We start from the raw sequence: 20643 nt of genomic DNA on the forward strand, positions 1-20643 counted from the left end.
AAACAAGCATAAATAACTGATTATGAACAACAAAACATTGATTGACAATCTGCGTTGCATACCCGACTTCCCTAAAAAGGGTATCAATTTCAGAGATGTAACCACACTCTACAAGAATGCCGAGTGCTTGAAGATTATGATGGACGAGTTGGTGGAGCTTTACAAAGATAAAGGTATCACCAAGATCGTTGGTATCGAAAGTCGCGGTTTCATCCTAGGTGCAGCATTGGCTGCAAGATTAGGCTGCGGATTCGTGATGGCGCGCAAACCAGGAAAACTGCCAGCAACTGTCATCAAGGAATCGTTCTCAAAAGAGTATGGAGTAGATACCATCGAGATGCACATCGATTCTATCGAGCCTGACGACGTGGTACTTATTCACGACGATTTGTTAGCAACTGGCGGAACAGCCAAGGCAGCCTACAAACTGGTTCAGCACTTCCACCCCAAGAAGGTATTCATCAATTTCATTATTGAAATCACCGACGAAGGTTTGCACGGCCGAGACGAGTTTAAGGGCATTGACCTAACCACTCTGCTCACCATCTAACAAATGTTCCACGTGAAACACAATCCCGCGAAACACCTTTAAATACTAAGGGTTCGCGGGATTGAATATTAAAAGGTACACAAAACAAAACGCCAAACAAACATGACGAAGGAAGAAAACGAGAAGCGACTAGAATATCTGAAAGGAATAGTTAGAAGGTTGCCAGACAAACCTGGCAGCTATCAGTTCTATGACGAAGAGCATACCATCATATACGTTGGAAAAGCGAAGAGCTTAAAGAATAGAGTATCTAGCTACTTTCATACCGAAGTGGATAGATTCAAAACAAAAGTACTCGTCAGCAAGATATTCGACATCAGCTATACCGTTGTAAATACCGAAGAGGATGCCCTACTCTTGGAGAATTCGCTCATCAAGAAATACAATCCGCGCTATAACGTGCTACTGAAGGACGGTAAAACCTACCCTTCTATCTGCATCACTAAGGAATTCTTCCCTCGTATCTTTAAAACCAGAACCATCAACAAAAACTGGGCCACCTATTACGGACCTTACGCCAAAGTAAGTGCCATGTACGAAGTGCTAGGACTGATCAAAGAGCTCTATCAGCCTCGTACTTGTAGACAGCCCATCACAAAAGAAGGCGTTGAGAGTGGCAGATATCGTGTTTGTCTCGACTATCATATCAAGAAATGTAAGGGGCCTTGCGTTGGCAAACAGACATACGAGGACTACCAAAAAAACATCGCTCAGGCTCGCGAGATTCTGAAAGGAAACACACGAGAAGTATTGCGTGATCTGAAAGAAGAAATGCTTCGCCTTTCAGAGGAACTAAAGTTCGAAGAAGCCGAGGAAGTAAAACGCAAGTATCTGGCTCTCGACGGCTTTGTCAGCAAGAGTCAGGTAGTGAGCCAAACCATCGATAAAGTAGATGTATTCTCAATCACATCGGATGAAAAGATGGCATTTATCAACTATATCCATGTATCGAATGGTAGCATCAACCAGAGTTTTACGATAGAATACAAAAAGAAACTGAACGAAACAGACGAGGAGCTGCTGCAGTTAGGTATCGTTGAAATCAGAGAGCGCTTTAAAAGCGATTCGAAGGAAATCATTGTGCAAAAGGAGATAGACGTAGAACTTGAAGGCGTGAAGTTTACAGTACCCAAAATGGGAGATAAGAAAACATTGCTGGACCTTTCCATCATGAACTGCAAGGAGTACAAATTCGACCGATTGAAACAAGCTGAAAAACTGAATCCCGAGCAGAAACAAACACGCCTGATGAAGGAACTGCAAGACAAGCTGCACTTGCCATCGCTACCCTACCAGATAGAGTGCTTTGATAATTCAAACATATCCGGTACCGATGCTGTTGCTGCCTGCATCGTCTTCAAGAAAATGAAACCTTCAAAGAGCGACTATAAACGCTATAATATCAAGACCGTAGTGGGCCCTGATGATTATGCCTCAATGAAAGAGGTAGTACATCGCAGATATAAGCGCCTGGTTGAAGAAGAACAACACCTACCCGACTTGATTATAGCCGATGGCGGTAAAGGTCAGATGGAAGTGATCCGTGAAGTCATCCAAGACGAATTAAAGCTGGATATACCCATCGCCGGTCTAGCCAAAGACGATCGACATCGCACCAACGAACTGCTGTATGGATTCCCACCAATGAAGATTGCCTTGAAGGTAGAATCAGAACTCTTTCATGTGCTGACTCAGATACAAGATGAGGTGCACCGTTTTGCCATCACGTTCCACCGAGATAAGCGTTCTAAGCGCGCTTTACACTCCGAGTTGGATGATATCAAGGGCATTGGTCCCAAAACGCGTGACGAGCTTCTAAATGCCCTCAAATCCGTCAAAAAGATACGCGAGGCGCAGCTGTCTACCCTATCAGACGTGATTGGACCAGCCAAAGCGCAAATTATCTACTGGCATTTCCACCCCGAAAACAAAAACACGAAGTTATAAGCCCACAGATTTGGTAGTTTGAAAATATTATCGTAACTTTGCGGCAAAATAGCAAATCAAAATGAGAGCAGTTATACAACGCGTCACCCACGCCAGCGTAACCATCGACGGCAAAATCAATGGTCAGATTGATCAGGGATACTTGATTCTTCTAGGCGTATGCAATGAGGATTCCTTAGAAGATGTTGACTGGCTGGTGAAAAAGATAGCTAATCTACGCGTGTTTAACGACGAAAACGACGTGATGAACCGTTCAATACAAGAAATTGACGGTAACTGTCTGGTAGTCAGTCAGTTCACGCTCTATGCATCGTATAAGAAAGGTAATCGTCCCTCATGGTTCCGTGCAGGTTCGCACGAGCACTCTATACCACTCTACAACGCATTCTGCCAGCAGCTTTCCGAAGCCATAGGCAAGCAGGTAGCTACAGGCGAGTTTGGAGCCGACATGAAGGTAGAACTGCTGAACGATGGTCCTGTAACCATCTGCATGGACACCAAAAACAAGGAATAATCGATGAAAAAATATCTGAAAGAACTCGAATTAGCGAGCGCGTTATTGCTGATTATCGGCGTGGTCATGTCGATGATTAAAAGCTATGCCATCGGTGCCTGGCCATGCGGCGTGGGATTACTGATGTTTGTAGCTGTATTCCTCTACAAGGCATTCCATTGGCGCGAATACGAGCGCGAAAACAAGCAATACATCATCATTCTGCTGGTTTGCATCTTCTTACTAATCATTCAAATGGTAATGGCAAAATGACAATCAAAGAAGCACAGGAAACAGTTGACCGCTGGATAAAAGAGTATGGAGTACGCTACTTTTCGGAACTGACAAATATGGCTGTTTTAACCGAAGAAGTAGGCGAACTGGCCCGCGTGATGGCACGCAAATACGGCGACCAGAGCTTTAAGGCTGGCGAGAAAGACAATCTGGGTGAAGAAATGGCAGATATACTCTGGGTACTGATTTGTCTGGCCAACCAAACTGGCGTGGATCTGACTGCAGAACTAAAGAAATCCATCGACAAGAAAACGCAGCGCGATTCACTCCGCCACATACAAAACGAGAAATTAAAAGCATAACAGTTTTAACAATAAAACATTTACGATTATGGCAGAACACAAACATGATCACGAGCACGAGCATCATCACCACTTTGAGATGCCACAGAAGAGCCGTATGGAAGAGGCTCTGAGTAAGTACAACCTCGATATTACCGACGAGGAAGTAAAAGAAGCAGTGAAGACAATCATTGCCGAGAAAGTAGCACAGAACGATACCCTTGAGGTTAAGAAATTCTTGATGGGAAGCGTGGAACTTACCACCTTGAAGACTACTGATAGCGACGAGAGCGTACTGGCCTTTACAGAGCGCGTTAACCAGTTCGAGGAGAAATACCCTCACCTACCCCACGTAGCCACTATCTGCGTATATCCACGCTTTGCCAAAGTGGTTTCTGAGACCCTCGAAATCGAAGGCGTAGAGGTTGCTTGCGTTTCTGGTTCATTCCCCTCATCACAGGCACTCATCGAGGTGAAGACCATCGAGACAAGTCTGGCTGTGAAAGATGGTGCCACAGAGATTGATATGGTGCTGAGTGTTGGCGCATTCCTCTCAGGCGACTACGAGACTTGCATCGACGAGATACAGCAGATGAAGGAAGCCTGCGGCGACAAGAAGCTGAAGGTAATCCTGGAGACAGGTTGCCTGAAGACTGCACAGAACATCAAGACCGCATCTATCCTGGCTATGTATGCTGGTGCTGATTATATCAAGACCTCTACAGGTAAGCTTGAGCCAGCAGCTACACCAGAGGCTGCTTACGTGATGTGTCAGGCCATCAAGGAGTACTACGATGAAACCGGCATTATGATAGGATTTAAGCCCGCTGGAGGCCTTAACAGCGTGATGGACGCACTGATATACTACACCATCGTGAAAGAGGTTCTGGGCGAGAAATGGCTCACCAACCAGATGTTCCGCATGGGCACATCACGCCTTGCCAACCTGCTACTGAGCGAGGTTATTGGCGAGGAAGTAAAATTCTTCTAAAAACAAAATATCTCCCCTACCAGTGGGGAGATATTCTTTATTTTTAAACATTACGCTGAATAACGTACTCTAAATAAGCATTGAATGCATCTTTGAGTTCAGGTTTCACGCATTCATCAATGAAAACTTGCGCCTCCTTAGCCAACTGTTCCATCTTCTTTTCAGCATATTTAATGCCACCATACTGCTTGGCAAACTCAATCAGAACGGCAATCTCATCGGTATTGATTGTACCATTTTTCACCTTCCTGGCCAACTTCATCATGGCAGGCGACTCATAATGAGTAAGTGAATAAATAATAGGTAATGTGAGCTTGCCTTCAATCATATCATTGCCAGTAGGCTTACCTATCTCTTTAGAATCATAATAGTCAAAAATATCATCACGTATCTGGAAAATCATACCAATATTATGTCCAAATTGTGATGCTTTTTCTACCATATCACGTGATGCACCTACAGAGATGGCACCTAGTTTGCAACAAGCTTCAAACAGCACCGCTGTTTTCTTCTCAATCACCTGATAATAAGCATCTTCCGAGATGTCCTTATTAGATATATTAGAGAGCTGAAGAATCTCTCCGGCAGCCAATGTACGTCCTAACTCAGCAAGATTCTGTACGATTTCATGATTATTTGAAAGTGCTACACGAAGCAACGCTGTACTCAAGATGTAATCACCCACCAAGACAGCCACCTTATTATTATAAGAAGCATTGACTGAAGGCTGACCACGACGCTGATCACTCTCATCCACAACATCGTCGTGAACCAAACTGGCAGTATGCAGCAACTCAAGACCTAAGGCAGCATTCTGTGTAACTTCCAGGACCTCGCCACAATTTTTAGCTGTAAGCAAAATAAGCATAGGACGCATGCGCTTTCCCCCACGCTGACGAATATGAGAAAGAACCTGCTCCAACATACCATCACCATGCGAAAGCGTTTGCTTGAACAACTCGACGAAGTTGTCCATTTCGCCTTCGATGGGCTTTCTTATCGTAGATAAATAATCCATAACAAGTAGAATTTTGCTACAAAATTAGGAAATATTTCTCTTATTCAGAAATATTTTTGTAATTTTGAGCAGAAAATTAAGAAAGTTATGCAGAAATTGTTTCTTTTAGACGCTTATGCGCTTATTTATCGCAGTTATTATGCGTTCATCAAAAACCCAAGAATTAACTCGAAAGGCCTGAATACCAGTGCCATTATGGGATTCTTAAACACCCTCAACGAGGTGCTCACAAAAGAGAAGCCCACACATATCGGCGTGGCCTTCGACCCCCATGGCCCCACGTTCCGCAGCGAGGCATTCCCTGCCTATAAAGCCCAAAGAGAGGAAACACCAGAGGATATACGCAAAGCAGTTCCAATTATTAAAGACCTGCTAAAGGCCTATCGCATACCCATCCTACAGGTAGATGGATACGAGGCCGATGATGTCATTGGCACCTTAGCCACCAAAGCTGGAGCCGATGGAATCGAGACTTTTATGCTCACACCAGATAAAGACTACGGACAGTTGGTCAGCGAAAAGGTGTTTATCTTCCGTCCTCGACATGGTGGCGGATATGAAACAATGGGTCCTAAAGAGGTATGCGAAAAATACGGCATCCCCTCTCCTACCGCAGTCATCGATCTACTGGCACTCATGGGCGACTCTGCCGATAACTTCCCAGGCTGTCCTGGTGTTGGAGAAAAAACTGCTGCCAAACTGATCAATGAATTTGGCAGCATCGAAGAGATGCTGGCACGCTCAAGCGAAATCAAAGGTAAGCTGCGCGAAAAAGTTGAAGAGCACATCGACGACATCAAGATGAGCTACTTCCTGGCCACCATCAAAACCGACGTTCCAATCAACCTCGATATGGAAGCACTCAAACTTGTGGAGCCAAACGAAGATGAACTTAGCAAACTTCTCCTCGAACTCGAGATGAAAAGCTTTGCCGACAGAGTTCTTAAAAAAAGTCAAAAACCGCAAAAAGTCGCTAATGTTCAACTTGATCTCTTTGCAGAATTTGCGCCCGACGGGCAAGAAGAAAGCAAAAACGCGAGTTTTGAGACGGTAAAAACAACGCTTCACAACTACAAACTCGTTGAAAATCAGGCAGATTTGAAAAAATTGCGTGATTATTTCTTGACAAACAAAATTCTCAGTCTAGACACAGAGACGACATCAACCAACGCCATCGACGCAGAATTGGTAGGTTTGAGCTTCGCCGTGAAGGAATTCGAGGCGTTTTACGTGCCCATTCCAGCCAATCGTGAAGAAGCGTTGCAAATTGTTAATATCTTTAAACCTGTCTATGAGAATCCAGAAATCCTAAAGATCGGACAGAATTTGAAGTACGACCTTGAGGTGCTGCGCAATTACGACATCCAACTGGCCGGACAGATGTGGGACACAATGATAGCCCACTATCTCATCCAACCCGAACTGCATCACAATATGGACTACATGGCAGAAATCTATCTGAACTACCAAACCATCCATATCGAAGAGCTCATCGGTCCTAAAGGTAAGAATCAGAAATCGATGCGTGCTCTCCCACCCTCGCAGATATACGAATACGCTGCCGAAGATGCCGACATCACGCTGCGACTAAAGAACAAGTTAGAACCAGAGTTGAAGAAAGCCGAGTGCGAAGACCTATTTTATAATATAGAGATGCCACTGATGCCCGTACTGGCAGAAATGGAGATGAACGGTGTATGCCTAGACACAACATCGCTGGCTGAGACGTCAAAACAATTCACCAATCGCATGAACGAAATCGAAGCACGTATCTACGAATTGGCAGGAGAGCAATTCAATATTGCATCTCCCAAACAAGTCGGCGAGATACTCTTTGACAAACTCAAGATTGTGGAAAAAGCCAAGAAAACCAAGACGGGCCAGTATGTCACATCTGAAGAGGTGCTTCAGCAGCTTCGCAACAAGCACGAGATAGTGGCAGACATATTGGAACACAGAGGTTTAAAGAAGCTTATAGGCACCTATATCGACGCCCTACCCAAGCTGATAAATCCCAAGACTGGGCATATACATACCTCTTTTAATCAAACAATCACAGCCACAGGTCGCCTGTCGAGCAGCGACCCGAATCTGCAGAATATCCCCATCCGAGGTGAAGACGGAAAAGAAATTCGAAAAGCCTTCATACCAGAGCCTGGATGTCTGTTCTTTTCAGCCGACTATAGTCAGATAGAACTACGCGTGATGGCTCATCTGTCACAAGACGAGAATATGGTACGCGTATTCAACGAAGGCAAGGATTTGCATGCAGCTACAGCAGCCAACATCTATAAAAAAGCAATAGAAGACGTAACACGCGACGAGCGCACCAAGTCGAAACGTGCCAACTTCGGCATCATCTACGGCATCACAGTATTTGGACTTGCCGAGCGCCTGGACATCCCTCGCGACGAAGCTAAAATGCTGATAGACGGCTACTTCCAGACCTTCCCACAGGTTCACTACTATATGGAAAAATCTAAAGAAGTGGCACGCGAGAAAGGTTACGTCACTACCCTATTCGGCCGCCGCCGCTATCTGCCAGATATCAACTCTCACAACGCTACCGTACGAGGATTTGCAGAACGAAATGCCATCAATGCCCCCATTCAAGGCACAGCAGCCGATATCATCAAGGTGGCCATGATTCGCATCTACAACCGCTTTAAAGCCGAAGGCATACGCTCAAAAATGATTCTGCAGGTGCACGACGAACTAAACTTCTCAGTCTATCCCGACGAGAAGGAAAAAGTAGAGGGCATCGTGCTCGAAGAGATGCAGAATGCCCTGAACTTAAGTGTGCCATTGGTAGCCGATTCCGGTTTTGGTCAGAATTGGCTCGAGGCTCATTAATAATTAAACGACGACCCGCCTAGGAACTCGCGCAACAGCGATGTTGGTGGAATCTGAGTCTCAGGAATAGGACGGATATAACGAAGGAACTTCAGCAGGCGATAAGCCTCTGCATGTTCCTTCGAGTCTTCTGGAACCTGCTCTAACAACGGCTCAGCCTGACTCTTGATAACAGCCAACTCAAACAGCATCGCCGTATTAAACATCGCATCAGCATTCTCCTGGAATGGGAATATCCAGCGATTCTCACCCTTCCTAACACTAGGCCAACGACGAATAGACTCCTGCGCACTCACACCACGATACTTATAATCGCGTATAATGCGACGCAGCAAGCGGTTATCCGTTGTGGGGATATAGTTATGATTATCAAGCAGAATAGTGGTAAGAGCCGAGGCGTAAACACGGAATATCTGCTCATTAGGGATATCAGCTGTAAGTTCGGGATTCAAGGCATGGATACCCTCAACAACCAGTACTTCATTACCCTTCAGTTGCAGTTTTTTACCACTCCACTCGCTACAACCCTTCTGGAAGTTATAACGTGGCAACTCAATCTCTTCGCCTCTGAAAAGCGCTGCCAACTGCTCGTTAAGCAAAGGCAAATTTAAGGCATGAAGATGCTCGAAATCATAGTCGCCCTTCTCGTCTCTTGGTGTTTTATCACGATCCAGGAAATAATCATCGAGCGAGATGCCTATAGGGTGAATACCATTTACGGCCAACTGCACACTAAGACGCTTACAAGTGGTGGTCTTTCCCGAAGACGACGGACCAGCTATCAGCACCAGTTTTATACCCTTACGCTGCGCTATCTCATCGGCTATCTTCGCAATCTTTTTCTCCTGCAGGGCCTCACTGATCTGGATCAGTTCTGATGAACGCCCATTCATAATAGCCTCGTTCAGGTCGCCGATAGTGCGCAGTTCCAGAATATCCTGCCACTGGTGGTGCTCCTTGAATATGCCAAACATCTTATCCTGATGCGTCATCTCACCCAGTTCATTAGGATGCTCTCGTGAGGGTAGGCGCAGCAACAAACCATCGAAATACTTCTCAAGCCCGAAGAGATAGAGCTGCGAAGTGTTGGTGAGCAGCGAGCCATAGTAATAATCCACATAACCATCGATATCATAGTATGTAGTAAACAGTCGACCAGTACTTTTCAGCAGTTTCACCTTCGAACGATTATGCAAGATTTCAAATATCTCGATAGCCTCTTTTGTAGTCGTCTCATAACGGTGTATAGGCAGAGCTGCGTCGATGATTTCCTGCATACGACGACGGATGACACCCACATCATCAAGCGTGATAGGACGACCGATATTGAGATTTACGAAGTAACCATTTGAAACTGGTATATCGATAGCCACCTTACTAGGCGTAAAGAGGTCGTGAACAGCTTTACAGAGCACAAAGAACAAGGTCCTGGTATAAGCACGCGAGCCGCTCGACGAGCAGATATCAAGAAACTCTACCTGTTTCTGTTTATACACACGATAATGCATGCCTTCTACCTTATTATTAACATGGGCCGAAATAGCACCATGAGGAATCTCAACACCAGCAGCGTTATAAACCTCTTCAAGGTTAGAACCGATAGGAACCTCCACTACCCTATCGTTATTCAATACATGAACTTTCACTAATTTTTCCATAAGCGATAAATGATGTTTTAGACTAATTTTCCTGCAAAGATAACATTTTTCTGAAATCTTAACCGACATTTCAGAGTTTTTTTTTATCTTTGTCCCCGATTTACTAAATATAATTACGTTTTTTTATGTCAATCTGGATTATTTTCAAACTTCTGGGATCGCTTGCTCTGTTGATGTTCGGTATGAAGTCGATGAGTGAAGCATTGCAGAAGATGGCGGGACCACAGTTACGCCATGTGTTAGGTGCGATGACAACCAATCGCTTTACTGGCATGCTCACGGGTATGCTTGTTACAGCTTCAGTACAGTCATCTACAGCCACCACCGTAATGACTGTTTCGTTTGTCAACGCCGGCTTGTTAACCTTGGCTCAGGCCATCTCGGTTATCATGGGCGCCAACATCGGAACCACACTCACCGCCTGGATTATGTCGGCAGGTATGTCGTTCGACATCACCAGCGCTGTTTATCCAGCATTTTTCCTTGGCATTATACTGATTTATCAGAAGAAATACCGCTATATCGGCGACTTCCTGTTCGGCCTCTCGTTCCTGCTGATGGGACTGGGCACACTGAGAATGACAGGCACCGAGATGCATCTGGGTGAGAACCAGGCCCTACTCGACTTCTTTGCGTCGTTCGACCCCGACTCGTTCTCCACCACCCTGATATTCCTGTTCCTTGGCGGTGTACTCACCTTCTGCGTACAGTCATCAGCAGCCGTCATGGCCATCACCATGATACTCTGTTCAAGCGGTGCCCTGCCCATCTATCAAGGTATCGCACTGGTGATGGGTGAAAATATCGGAACCACTATTACATCAAACCTCGCTGCCCTATCGGCCAACACGCAGGCTCGTAGAGCTGCCCTCGCCCACATGTTCTTCAATGTGTTTGGTGTGATTTGGATTCTGTTTGTGTTCCGTCCGTTCATCGATGCCGTTTGCGGTATGGTGGGCTACGATGTAGATATGGTGAAAGGCACCGTAGATACACACGTATTCCTGGCAAATGCTGCCAAGCTGAGCTTTGTGCTGGCAGCCTTCCACACCTGTTTCAACGTGGCCAATACCTTTATCCTTATTTGGTTTATCCCACAAATCGAGCGCTTTGTATGCTGGATTATCAAGCCAAAGAAGGTGGACGAGGAAGAAGACTTCCGCCTGCACTTTATTACTGCCGGTTTCATGAAAACCCCAGAGCTTTCGGTTCTCGAGGCACAAAAAGAAATCCAGTCGTTCTCTGATCGTATGCAGCGCATGTTCAATATGGTTCGCGAACTGCTCACCCTCTCTTCGAGCTCAAGCGACAAGAAGGATAATCGCGACAGCGAGTTTAACAAGCTCTATACACGCATTGAGAAATACGAAGGCATCAGCGACAATATGGAGATTGAGATTGCCAACTATCTTAACTCTGTGAGCGATGCCCACCTGTCTGACGACTCAAAGGCCAAGATACGCGCTATGTTGCGTGAAATCAGCGAGTTAGAGAGTATTGGCGACGCCTGTTTCAATATGGCTCGTACCATTTCGAGGAAGTATAACGGCAAACAAGACCACTTCAACGAGAAGCAGTATAACCATATCCATCAGATGATGGAACTCACCGACCAGTCGCTCTCACAGATGAACCGTCTGATGATGGGCCGCAAAGAGTCGTTCGATGTAAACCGTACGTTCAATATCGAGCACGAAATCAATAACTTCCGCGACCAACTGAAGTCGCAGAACATCAACGATATCAACAACCGCGAGTACACTTACGCCGTTGGTACCATTTATATGGACCTGATTAACGAGTGTGAGAAGCTGGGCGACTATGTAGTAAACGTTGTAGAAGCCCGAATGGGACTTCGCTAGATAAAGAAGCCAGAATACATTGGTTTCAAAGGTAGAAACTATCAGTTTCCAAGGCGGAAACTGATAGTTTCTTTATTGAAAACACATCACAAGCTATAAGCCTAAGAACAAAAAACTACCCGAAAAATATGGCCATTAAAGAAATAATCACTACCTTTGCACACGATTATCAAGGGGTGCCTACGAGTGTAGGCTGAGATAACACCCTCGAACCTGATCTGGATTATGCCAGCGTAGGGATGTATTAATTAAAGAATTTAAGACATGAAAAGATTTGTTTTCGTCATGGCTGCATTAGTGTGTGCAGCAGGTGCTAATGCACAGAACAAAGCAGCACTCTACGATTCTACACAGGTAGAAGCGCTGAACGAAATTGTAGTAAAAGGTGTTAGAACACAGAAAAATGCACCATTTGCAGTAGCAAACATCAAGAAAAAAGAGCTTAACGCTTTCTCAAACACAGGTAAAGAGTTGCCATTCCTCTTTTCGCAAACCCCAGGCATACTGGCATGGAGCGAAAACGGACTGGGCACAGGTACTACTTATATGCGCATTCGCGGTGCTGCCGACTCGCGTATCAACGTCACATTAGATGGTGTGCCCTTGAATTCGCCTGAGGATCAGTGTGTTTTCTGGGTAAACATGAACTCGTACGGTTCGCTGCTGGGCTCTGTTCAGATTCAGCGCGGTGTGGGTTCATCAACTAACGGCGATGGCGCCTTTGGCGGAACTGTAGCACTCGCATCAGCCATTCCAAGTCAGAAGGCTGGGGGAGAGGTTAGCTTTTCTTACGGCTCGTTCAACACCTTTAATGTAGGTGGAAAGTTCTCAACAGGTTTGCTGTGGAACCATCTGATTTTTGATGGTGCTTATCACGAGACCAATACCGATGGCTTTATCCACGGAACCAGCGGGCGCAGCGGTTCTTACTACGGCGGACTCACCTGGATTGGCGATAAGTTCCAGATACGCTATAAGAATATCGGAAACTTTGAAAAAACCGGTCAGGCATGGAACGGCGTAACAGCAGGAGACAACGACATGAGCCTGATGGACGGCACCTATGGCAGCAACACAGGAATCAAGACCTACAAGGATATGTGGAATGCAGGTCTGGGCAAATACAATTCGCTTTACGAATACCTGACTAGCTACGAAAAAGATGCCAACGGCAACTATCCTACAGCCCGCTATCAGATGAACAATGGCAGCTACTGGCCAAAGACCACCGATAACTTCTGGCAGAACCACAACATCCTTTCAGCCGCTTACGATATCAACGACAACTGGACTGTAACCGGATCGCTGCACTATACTCACGGCTATGGCTATTATAACGAGTTCCGCCCCCAGAACAAACTAAAGAAGTTCGGATTGATTTACGATGGTGTGAAAAAGACCGACTTTGTGCGCCAGAAAGGCCTGAGCCAGAACACTTACGGCTTTGTATGGAATGCCAACTATAAGGACGACTCATGGGATGTTATCGGCGGCATGTCGCTCCAGGAGTTCGACGGCAATCACTTTGGTTATCTTACCTACATTGCCAACGACGATGTTCGACAGAAATATATGCCTACCGACAAATATAAGTACTACGACTCCGATGCCACCAAGTTCGATGGTAGCACCTTTGTAAAGGCCGCCTATCACATCAACGAGCAGTGGGATATCTTCGGCGACTTGCAGTATCGCTATGTACAGTACGAGACCAATGGTATCAACGATAAGTTCTACGACTCAGCCAGCGGATACAACAATCAGGTATTGAATATCGACGAGAAGTATCGCTTCCTCAATCCAAAGGCAGGATTCTCTTGGAACCTCAACAATCATCGCGTTTACGGTTCGGTAGCCCTGAGCCATCGCGAGCCAGAACGTAACAACTTTACTGACAATGGTGCAAAGCCTTACCCCAAAGCCGAAAGTCTGATCGACTACGAGCTGGGCTATACCTTCAATAACGACATCTTCCGCTTTGGCGTAAACCTCTACTATATGGACTACAACAACCAGTTCGTACAGACTGGCGAGAAGAGTGATATTGGCGAGAATCTTACTACAAACATCAAGGATTCTTATCGTATGGGTATAGAAATTCAGGGTGGGGTAGATGTTACCTCTTGGCTCAGCATTGAAGGCAACGCCGCACTCAGCAAGAACAAGATCAAGAACTTCGACGAGGTGGCCAGCGTCAACTGGGAAGACGATTTCCGCACCATCCACTACGACAACTCTACACTTGCATTCTCACCCTCAACCATCCTGAATGGTTTTGTAAACCTGCATTGGAAGGGGCTGCAGGCTGTTTGGCACACCAACTTCGTCAGTCGTCAGTATCTGGATAACACAGAGAATGCCGATCGTTCACTGCCTTGCTATTCTGCCTCTGATGCCAACATCAACTACACTTGGAAGCCCAATAAAGCCATCAAAGAGTGCATCTTCGGACTGAATTTCAACAACATCTTCAACCGTCGCTATGCCGCCAGCGGATGGGTTTATTCAAGCATCGTTGAAGAATACGGTCATCCCAACGACAACCGTTACTACCAGATTGGTTTCGTTCCTATGGCAGGCTTTACAATGATGGGTAACATAACACTTCGATTCTAATGACAGACTTTCTATCAGCACACTGGCTCGACATCACTACCACACTACTCGGACTGCTCTATATCCTGTTCGAGTATCGTGCCAGCGTATGGCTCTGGTTTGTAGGATTCCTGATGCAGGCCTTAGGCATTGTGCTATACTATCAAAAAGGACTCTATGCCGATTGCGGCATGGAGTTCTATTATCTTTCGATGACCGTTTACGGCTATTGGAAATGGGTGCACGGTTCGGCAGAGAAAAAAGAGCTGCCTATCACACGATTCCCACGCCGTCTTATCCTCCCTTGGCTCGCCATTATTCTTGCCGTCTGGGGCATTATCTACTGGCTGCTGATAACCTTCACCAACAGCAATGTGCCTGCAGCCGACAGTTTTACTACAGCACTCAGCATCGTAGGTATCTGGGCCTTGGCTCATAAGTACCTGGAACAGTGGTTCATCTGGATTGCTGTCGATGTGGTAACCTGCATTCTTTACTTCTACAAAGACATCCCTTTCAAGGGCGGTCTTTACGCACTTTATGTGATTATTGCCATTTTTGGCTACAAAAAATGGAGACAAATGACAGATAATCACGCTATTTAAGTGGTTTTTTGCCATATAATTTGGCTATCTGCAGTATTTTACGTAATTTTGCACCGAATTACAAATTCATAATACATATGCAGACGAATAGTCATTTATCGCGATTAATTCATGACCAGGCCAAGAAGTACGGCGACCGAGAAGAACTGATTTACAAAGATTTTGGCGGGTCAGAATGGAAATCATATTCGTGGAACCAGTTCTCGGATATGGTCAAGAAGGTATCTAATGCCCTGTTAAACCTCGGAGTTAAGGTTCAAGAGAATCTTGGTGTATTTGCCCAGAACTCCGTACAGTATCTGTTCTGCGACTTTGGTGCATGGGGAATCCGTGCCGTTACCATCCCCTTCTATGCCACCAGCTCTGAACAGCAAATCCAGTTTATGATCAGCGATGCCAAGATTCGCTTCCTCTTTGTGGGCGAACAGGAACAATACGACAAGGCGCGCCGCATCTTCTCTACTTGTCCAACATTAGAGCGTATTATTGTTTTTGATAAGAGCGTAAATATAGCCAAGCTCGACCTCAGTTCGATGTATTTCGATGATTTCCTGAAGTTGGGTGAGAACTATCCCCGTCAAACCGAAGTAGAGTCACTTCAGGCTCAAGCTACAATGGACGATATTGCCAACATCCTCTATACCAGCGGTACCACAGGCGATTCAAAGGGTGTTATCCTTACCTGCGGCCAGTATCATGCTGCGATGGTAGCTAATGGCAAATGTGTGCCCGTGGAGGAAGACGACAGAGTGCTGAACTTCCTGCCTTTCACTCATATTTTTGAGAAAGGATGGAAAATACTCTGCCTCACCAAAGGTGCCCGCCTGATTGTGAACACTTATCCTATGGAAGTGCAGCAGTCCATGCGCCAGACTCACCCCACCTGTATGTCGAGCGTACCTCGCTTCTGGGAAAAAGTCTATATGGGAGTGCTCGAACAGATTGAGAAAGCCAGCGCACCAAAGCGCAAGCTCTTCAACCACGCACTCAGCGTAGGCAAGAAGCACAATATCGACTATCTGTCGAAAGGTAAGCGTCCGCCACTCTTTCTCCATTTGGAGTACGAGTTGCTCAACAAGACCATCTTCTCGCTCGTCCGCAAAGAACTTGGCCTGGAGAATGCTAATTTCTTCCCAACAGCAGGTGCTACCGTTAATCCAAAAGTAGAAGAGTTCGTACACGCTATCGGCATCAACATGATTGTCGGCTATGGCTTGACAGAAAGTCTGGCCACCGTTAGCTGCGACCATCTTGGCAAACCCTACACCGTTGGCGGCGTTGGTATCCCCATCGAGGGCATCGACATCAAGATTAGCGACGAGGGTGAGATTCTTCTTAAGGGTCCAACCATCACAAGAGGCTATTACAATCGTGACGACCTCACCAAGACAGCCTTTACTGAGGATGGCTACTTCAAGACTGGCGACTCTGGCTATCTGAAAGATGGCGAGCTGTTCCTGAAAGAGCGTATCAAGGACCTTTTCAAGACCTCTAACGGAAAGTATATTGCCCCACAGATGATTGAATCGAAGCTGCTGGTAGATAAGTATATCGACCAGATAGCCATCATTGCCGATCAGCGCAAGTTTGTATCAGCCTTGATTATCCCCGTTTATTCATTGCTTGAGGAATATGCCCGCGAAAACAAGATTCCATTCGAGAGCAGAGAGCAGCTTTGCAAAGATCCCAAAATCAATGAGATGATGAAGGAGCGTATTGACACGCTACAGCAATCGCTGGCCCATTACGAGCAGATCAAGCGATTCACTCTGCTGCCTCATCATTTTACCGTGGAGAAAGGCGAACTGACAAATACATTAAAAATTAAACGTCGCGTGCTGAACGAGAACTACAAGAAGGAGATTGACGCGATGTACGCAGAATAAGATATATGATAACTCAGGATCAATTGAAAGATGTCCTCGAAAGAGCTGATGCCCTGCATCGCTATTTGGAGATTGACAAAAAGAAGATAGAATACGAGGAGGAAGATCTTCGTACACAGGCACCTGACTTCTGGGAAGACCGTAAGCGTGCCGAAGAACAGATGAAGAAGGTGAAAGGCATCAAGAAGTGGCTCGATGGCTATAAAGAGGTTCGCACCCTGGCCGATGAGCTACAATTGGCTTTCGATTTCTTCAAAGATGAGATGGTGACAGAGGAGGAGGTTGACGAGACCTACGCCAAAGCCATCAAAGCCATCGAAGACTTGGAGCTGAAGAACATGCTGCGCCAGAAGGAAGACCCCATGGAGGCAGTACTCAAGATCAACAGTGGCGCTGGTGGTACAGAGGCTCAGGACTGGGCTTCCATGCTGATGCGAATGTATATGCGCTGGGCCGAGGCTCATGGTTATAAGGTAACCATCTCAAACATCCTTGAAGGCGACGATGCTGGTATCAAGAGCGTCACCATGCAGTTGGAAGGTGGCGACTATGCCTATGGCTATCTGAAGAGCGAGAACGGCGTTCACCGTCTGGTGCGCGTATCGCCATTCAACGCCCAGGGTAAGCGTATGACCAGCTTTGCCTCTGTATTCGTATCACCACTTGTTGATGACACCATCGAGGTATATGTAGACCCTGCCAAATTATCATGGGACACATTCCGCAGTAGCGGTGCTGGTGGACAGAACGTCAACAAGGTTGAATCAGGCGTTCGACTGCGCTATTGGTACACCGATCCTGATACAGGCGAAGAAGAAGAAATCCTCATCGAGAATACAGAAACTCGCGACCAGCCAAAGAATAAAGAGCGCGCCATGACGCTGCTCAAATCTCAACTCTATGACCGCGCCATGAAGAAGCGCCTGGAGGCTCAAGCCAAAATTGAGGCCGGAAAGAAGAAGATAGAGTGGGGTAGTCAGATACGTAGCTACGTGTTTGACGATCGTCGCGTGAAAGACCATCGCACCAACTATCAGACCACTGATGTAGATGGCGTGATGGATGGAAAGATTGATGATTTCATCAAGGCCTACCTGATGGAATTCCCCGTTAACGACGAAGAACAATAACGAATAACTCATAAAATCATTAAAACTATGGCTCAAATTGCAAAATCAACTAAGTCTGTCCAGAAAAAGGAGGCTTTCCAGAAGAAACAAGAAGAAGGTGGCAAGAAAGTGCTGGAGTATATCTTCGGCGGATTAATACTTCTTGCTGTACTGTTTGTGGTTTATTCTATTTTTATCGTATCGTAAATGAGCGGACTGGAAATAGAGCGCAAATTTCTTGTAAAAAACAACGACTATAAGCGACTGGCCACTAGTAGCACTCGCATTAGTCAAGGTTATATCTGCAGTCATCGCGGCCGCACCGTCAGGGTGCGCATCCGTGATGGCCGCGGATATCTTACTATCAAAGGCCCATCCGATATCGGCGGACTGGCACGTTACGAATTCGAGAAAGAGATTTCCCTCGACGAAGCCCAGCATCTGATGGACATCTGCGAACCAGGCAAGATAGACAAGACTCGCTATCTCGTACCAAGTGGCAAGCACACCTTTGAGGTAGATGAGTTCTATGGCGAGAACGAAGGTCTGGTAATGGCCGAAGTAGAACTCAGTTCAGAAGATGAAACATTCATTAAACCCGATTTTATCGGTCAGGAAGTAACAGGCGATCGCAGATACTATAATTCCTGCCTGCTTAAAAACCCTTTTACCTCTTGGAATGCAACCACCAAATCAGCATCCCAAGAACAGCAGCCAGAGTAACACCAGTGGCATTGGCGGCCAAATCGAGCCAATCGCCACCCCGATGACCTCCTGTACAGTATTCCTGCAACAGTTCCAACACACCACTCATTAAAATCGGAGCCAGCCACCCCCAGAAAAACATTTTCTCATAGTCGGCCCGCAAATGTTTAAAGGTATATTCCATCCATACCACAGTGAACGTACCGCCATACATCAAGATATGTACCCATTTGTCCACAAACTCTACATCATCAAGAGGCGTCTCAGGGAAAAAGGGAATCAATGACAGTATCCATATCAATGTGATACAGAACATTGAGAATGGGTATTTTCTTAAGAAATGAAACAAAAAACTCATATTTACTTGCAATTTAGGTGCAAAATTAAGAAATTATTTATACTTTTGCAACCAAATTAAAGAAAAGTTGATATGACAAAACTTGAAAGGGCAAGTTTCGGTAGTAAATTAGGTGTTATTTTGGCCACAGCAGGTTCAGCCGTTGGTTTGGGCAATATATGGCGTTTCCCCTATATGACAGGACAAAATGGTGGTGCAGTATTCATCATCATCTATGTGTTTTGCGTGTTGTTGCTCGGCATTCCTTGTATGATTAGCGAGTTTATCATTGGTCGTCATGGTCAAGCCAATACAGCCCGCGCCTTCCGCATTATGTCGGGCGACACCATCTGGTCGCTCATTGGTTACATGGGCGTGCTCACAGGATTCCTCATCTCCGGCTATTATGCCGTTGTGTCTGGTTGGTGCCTCGAATACGTATGGGCCTCGCTATCAGGCAAACTTCTGGGCAATCCTGAATATATCAAAGAATACTTCTCTACATTCTCACAAGACCCTGTAAAGCCTGTATTCTGGACTTTCATGATCCTGCTTGCCACCTATCTCATCATCGAGAATGGCGTACGAAAGGGTATCGAGCGTGCTTCCAAACTGCTCATGCCCATCTTATTCATCCTGCTGCTCATCATCGTTGTGGCATCATGCATGCTTCCCAATGCCCAAAAAGGTATTGAATTCTTGTTTATGCCCGATATAACCAAGCTGAACAGCGATGTATTCCTGGCTGCTTTGGGACAATCATTCTATTCACTGAGCATCGCCATGGGTTGCATCTGCACCTATGCCAGCTATTTCTCAAAGCAGACCAATCTCACATCTTCGGCAATCAACATCAGCGTTATCGACTTCATGGTAGCCCTGCTGGCCGGACTGATTATCTTCCCTGCCGCTTTCTCTGTAGGTGTAAACCCAGATAGCGGCCCATCGCTCATATTTATCACCCTACCTAATGTGTTCCACCAGGCTTTTGCTGAGATAGCCAGTCTGGGCTACATCATTTCTTTACTCTTCTACGCCTTGCTCTCGATGGCGGCGCTCACATCATTAATGTCGCTCCACGAGGTAAGCACAGCATTCCTGGAAGAAGAACTTGGCACAACCCGTAAGCGTGCAGCAGCATTTGTCACCATCGGCTGTATTTTGGTTGGCTCCATCTGCTCACTGTCATTAGGTCCATGGGAAGGATATCGTATGTTTGGCATGACCATCTTTGATTTGTTCGACTTCGTAACAGGTCAACTCTTCTTACCTATCGTCGGCTTCCTCACCTGCATCTTTATCGGCTGGTCTGTGCCGCATAAGATTGTGCACGATGAGTTCACAAACATGGGTACACTTAATAATGGGCACCTGTTTCATTTCTACATCTTCCTCGTAAAGTATGTGTGCCCCATCTGCATATTATTCATCTTCCTTCACCAATTCGGACTGATTTAAC

The 20643-nt window shown here is 45.9% G+C and carries 18 protein-coding genes and 1 riboswitch; of the genes, 15 read left to right on the plus strand and 3 right to left on the minus strand.

What is annotated here, in order from left to right; all coding sequences use genetic code 11:
* The first annotated feature begins 22 nt into the window (after window positions 1-22).
* The 6 genes from T360_RS0100185 (at window position 23) to deoC (ending at window position 4556) form a co-directional block, all read left to right on the plus strand.
* Window positions 23-550, plus strand: a complete 528-nt coding sequence (locus T360_RS0100185) for an adenine phosphoribosyltransferase (RefSeq protein ID WP_028910987.1) — start codon at window positions 23-25, stop codon at window positions 548-550.
* A gap of 102 nt (window positions 551-652) precedes the next feature.
* Window positions 653-2497: an excinuclease ABC subunit UvrC gene (gene uvrC / locus T360_RS0100190; RefSeq protein ID WP_028910988.1), complete on the plus strand. Its 1845-nt coding sequence runs from the start codon at window positions 653-655 to the stop codon at window positions 2495-2497.
* Between the two features lie 61 nt (window positions 2498-2558).
* A complete protein-coding gene (gene dtd / locus T360_RS0100195) occupies window positions 2559-3011 on the plus strand; it encodes a D-aminoacyl-tRNA deacylase (RefSeq protein ID WP_028910989.1) in 453 nt (150 codons plus the stop codon).
* Between the two features lie 3 nt (window positions 3012-3014).
* A complete protein-coding gene (locus T360_RS14205; RefSeq protein ID WP_028910990.1) occupies window positions 3015-3263 on the plus strand; it encodes a DUF4181 domain-containing protein in 249 nt (82 codons plus the stop codon).
* Window positions 3260-3586, plus strand: a complete 327-nt coding sequence (locus tag T360_RS0100205; RefSeq protein WP_028910991.1) for a nucleotide pyrophosphohydrolase — start codon at window positions 3260-3262, stop codon at window positions 3584-3586. Before T360_RS14205 ends, T360_RS0100205 begins: the two co-directional genes overlap by 4 nt.
* Window positions 3587-3614: 28 nt before the next feature.
* Window positions 3615-4556: a deoxyribose-phosphate aldolase gene (deoC, locus tag T360_RS0100210; protein ID WP_028910992.1), complete on the plus strand. Its 942-nt coding sequence runs from the start codon at window positions 3615-3617 to the stop codon at window positions 4554-4556.
* A gap of 43 nt (window positions 4557-4599) precedes the next feature.
* Here the strand turns inward: deoC and T360_RS0100215 are convergent, their stop codons facing one another.
* Complete coding sequence (locus T360_RS0100215) at window positions 4600-5574, minus strand: polyprenyl synthetase family protein (RefSeq protein ID WP_028910993.1); 975 nt, start codon at window positions 5572-5574, stop codon at window positions 4600-4602.
* Between the two features lie 87 nt (window positions 5575-5661).
* On the opposite strand from T360_RS0100215, the gene polA reads away from it, so the two are divergent.
* The gene (polA, locus tag T360_RS0100220; RefSeq protein WP_028910994.1) at window positions 5662-8427 is read left to right on the plus strand and encodes a DNA polymerase I; all 2766 of its coding nucleotides are present in this window, start codon (window positions 5662-5664) and stop codon (window positions 8425-8427) included.
* Here the strand turns inward: polA and T360_RS0100225 are convergent.
* Window positions 8424-10085, minus strand: a complete 1662-nt coding sequence (locus tag T360_RS0100225) for a nucleoside kinase (protein WP_028910995.1) — start codon at window positions 10083-10085, stop codon at window positions 8424-8426. The genes polA and T360_RS0100225 overlap by 4 nt on opposite strands.
* Window positions 10086-10210: 125 nt before the next feature.
* On the opposite strand from T360_RS0100225, the gene T360_RS0100230 reads away from it, so the two are divergent.
* The 7 genes from T360_RS0100230 (at window position 10211) to T360_RS0100260 (ending at window position 18865) form a co-directional block, all read left to right on the plus strand.
* Complete coding sequence (locus T360_RS0100230; protein ID WP_028910996.1) at window positions 10211-11947, plus strand: Na/Pi cotransporter family protein; 1737 nt, start codon at window positions 10211-10213, stop codon at window positions 11945-11947.
* Window positions 11948-12109: 162 nt separating this feature from the next.
* Window positions 12110-12204, plus strand: a riboswitch (TPP riboswitch).
* Window positions 12205-12211: 7 nt separating this feature from the next.
* On the plus strand, window positions 12212-14563 hold the full coding sequence (locus T360_RS0100235) for a TonB-dependent receptor (protein WP_028910997.1): 2352 nt from the start codon (window positions 12212-12214) through the stop codon (window positions 14561-14563).
* Window positions 14563-15147, plus strand: a complete 585-nt coding sequence (gene pnuC / locus T360_RS0100240; RefSeq protein ID WP_028910998.1) for a nicotinamide riboside transporter PnuC — start codon at window positions 14563-14565, stop codon at window positions 15145-15147. The genes T360_RS0100235 and pnuC overlap by 1 nt, the downstream gene beginning before the upstream one ends.
* A 77-nt stretch (window positions 15148-15224) precedes the next feature.
* Window positions 15225-17033 carry a long-chain fatty acid--CoA ligase gene (locus T360_RS0100245; protein WP_028910999.1) on the plus strand — a complete coding sequence of 603 codons (1809 nt, stop codon included), beginning with the start codon at window positions 15225-15227 and terminating at the stop codon, window positions 17031-17033.
* 5 nt (window positions 17034-17038) lie between these two features.
* The gene (gene prfB, locus T360_RS0100250) at window positions 17039-18163 is read left to right on the plus strand and encodes a peptide chain release factor 2 (RefSeq protein WP_028911000.1); all 1125 of its coding nucleotides are present in this window, start codon (window positions 17039-17041) and stop codon (window positions 18161-18163) included.
* 27 nt (window positions 18164-18190) lie between these two features.
* Window positions 18191-18349 (plus strand): hypothetical protein, encoded by a 159-nt coding sequence (locus T360_RS16320; protein ID WP_028911001.1) that lies wholly within the window; start codon window positions 18191-18193, stop codon window positions 18347-18349.
* A complete protein-coding gene (locus tag T360_RS0100260) occupies window positions 18350-18865 on the plus strand; it encodes a CYTH domain-containing protein (protein WP_028911002.1) in 516 nt (171 codons plus the stop codon).
* Here T360_RS0100260 and T360_RS15905 read toward each other — a convergent pair.
* Window positions 18810-19163: a VanZ family protein gene (locus tag T360_RS15905; protein WP_231488007.1), complete on the minus strand. Its 354-nt coding sequence runs from the start codon at window positions 19161-19163 to the stop codon at window positions 18810-18812. The genes T360_RS0100260 and T360_RS15905 overlap by 56 nt on opposite strands.
* A gap of 114 nt (window positions 19164-19277) precedes the next feature.
* Here T360_RS15905 and T360_RS0100265 point away from each other — a divergent pair, with 114 nt between their 5' ends.
* Complete coding sequence (locus tag T360_RS0100265; RefSeq protein WP_028911003.1) at window positions 19278-20642, plus strand: sodium-dependent transporter; 1365 nt, start codon at window positions 19278-19280, stop codon at window positions 20640-20642.
* The last annotated feature ends 1 nt before the right edge of the window (window position 20643 follow it).

Origin of the sequence: Prevotella sp. MA2016 (assembly GCF_000619825.1) — a bacterium.
GTDB lineage: Bacteria > Bacteroidota > Bacteroidia > Bacteroidales > Bacteroidaceae > Prevotella.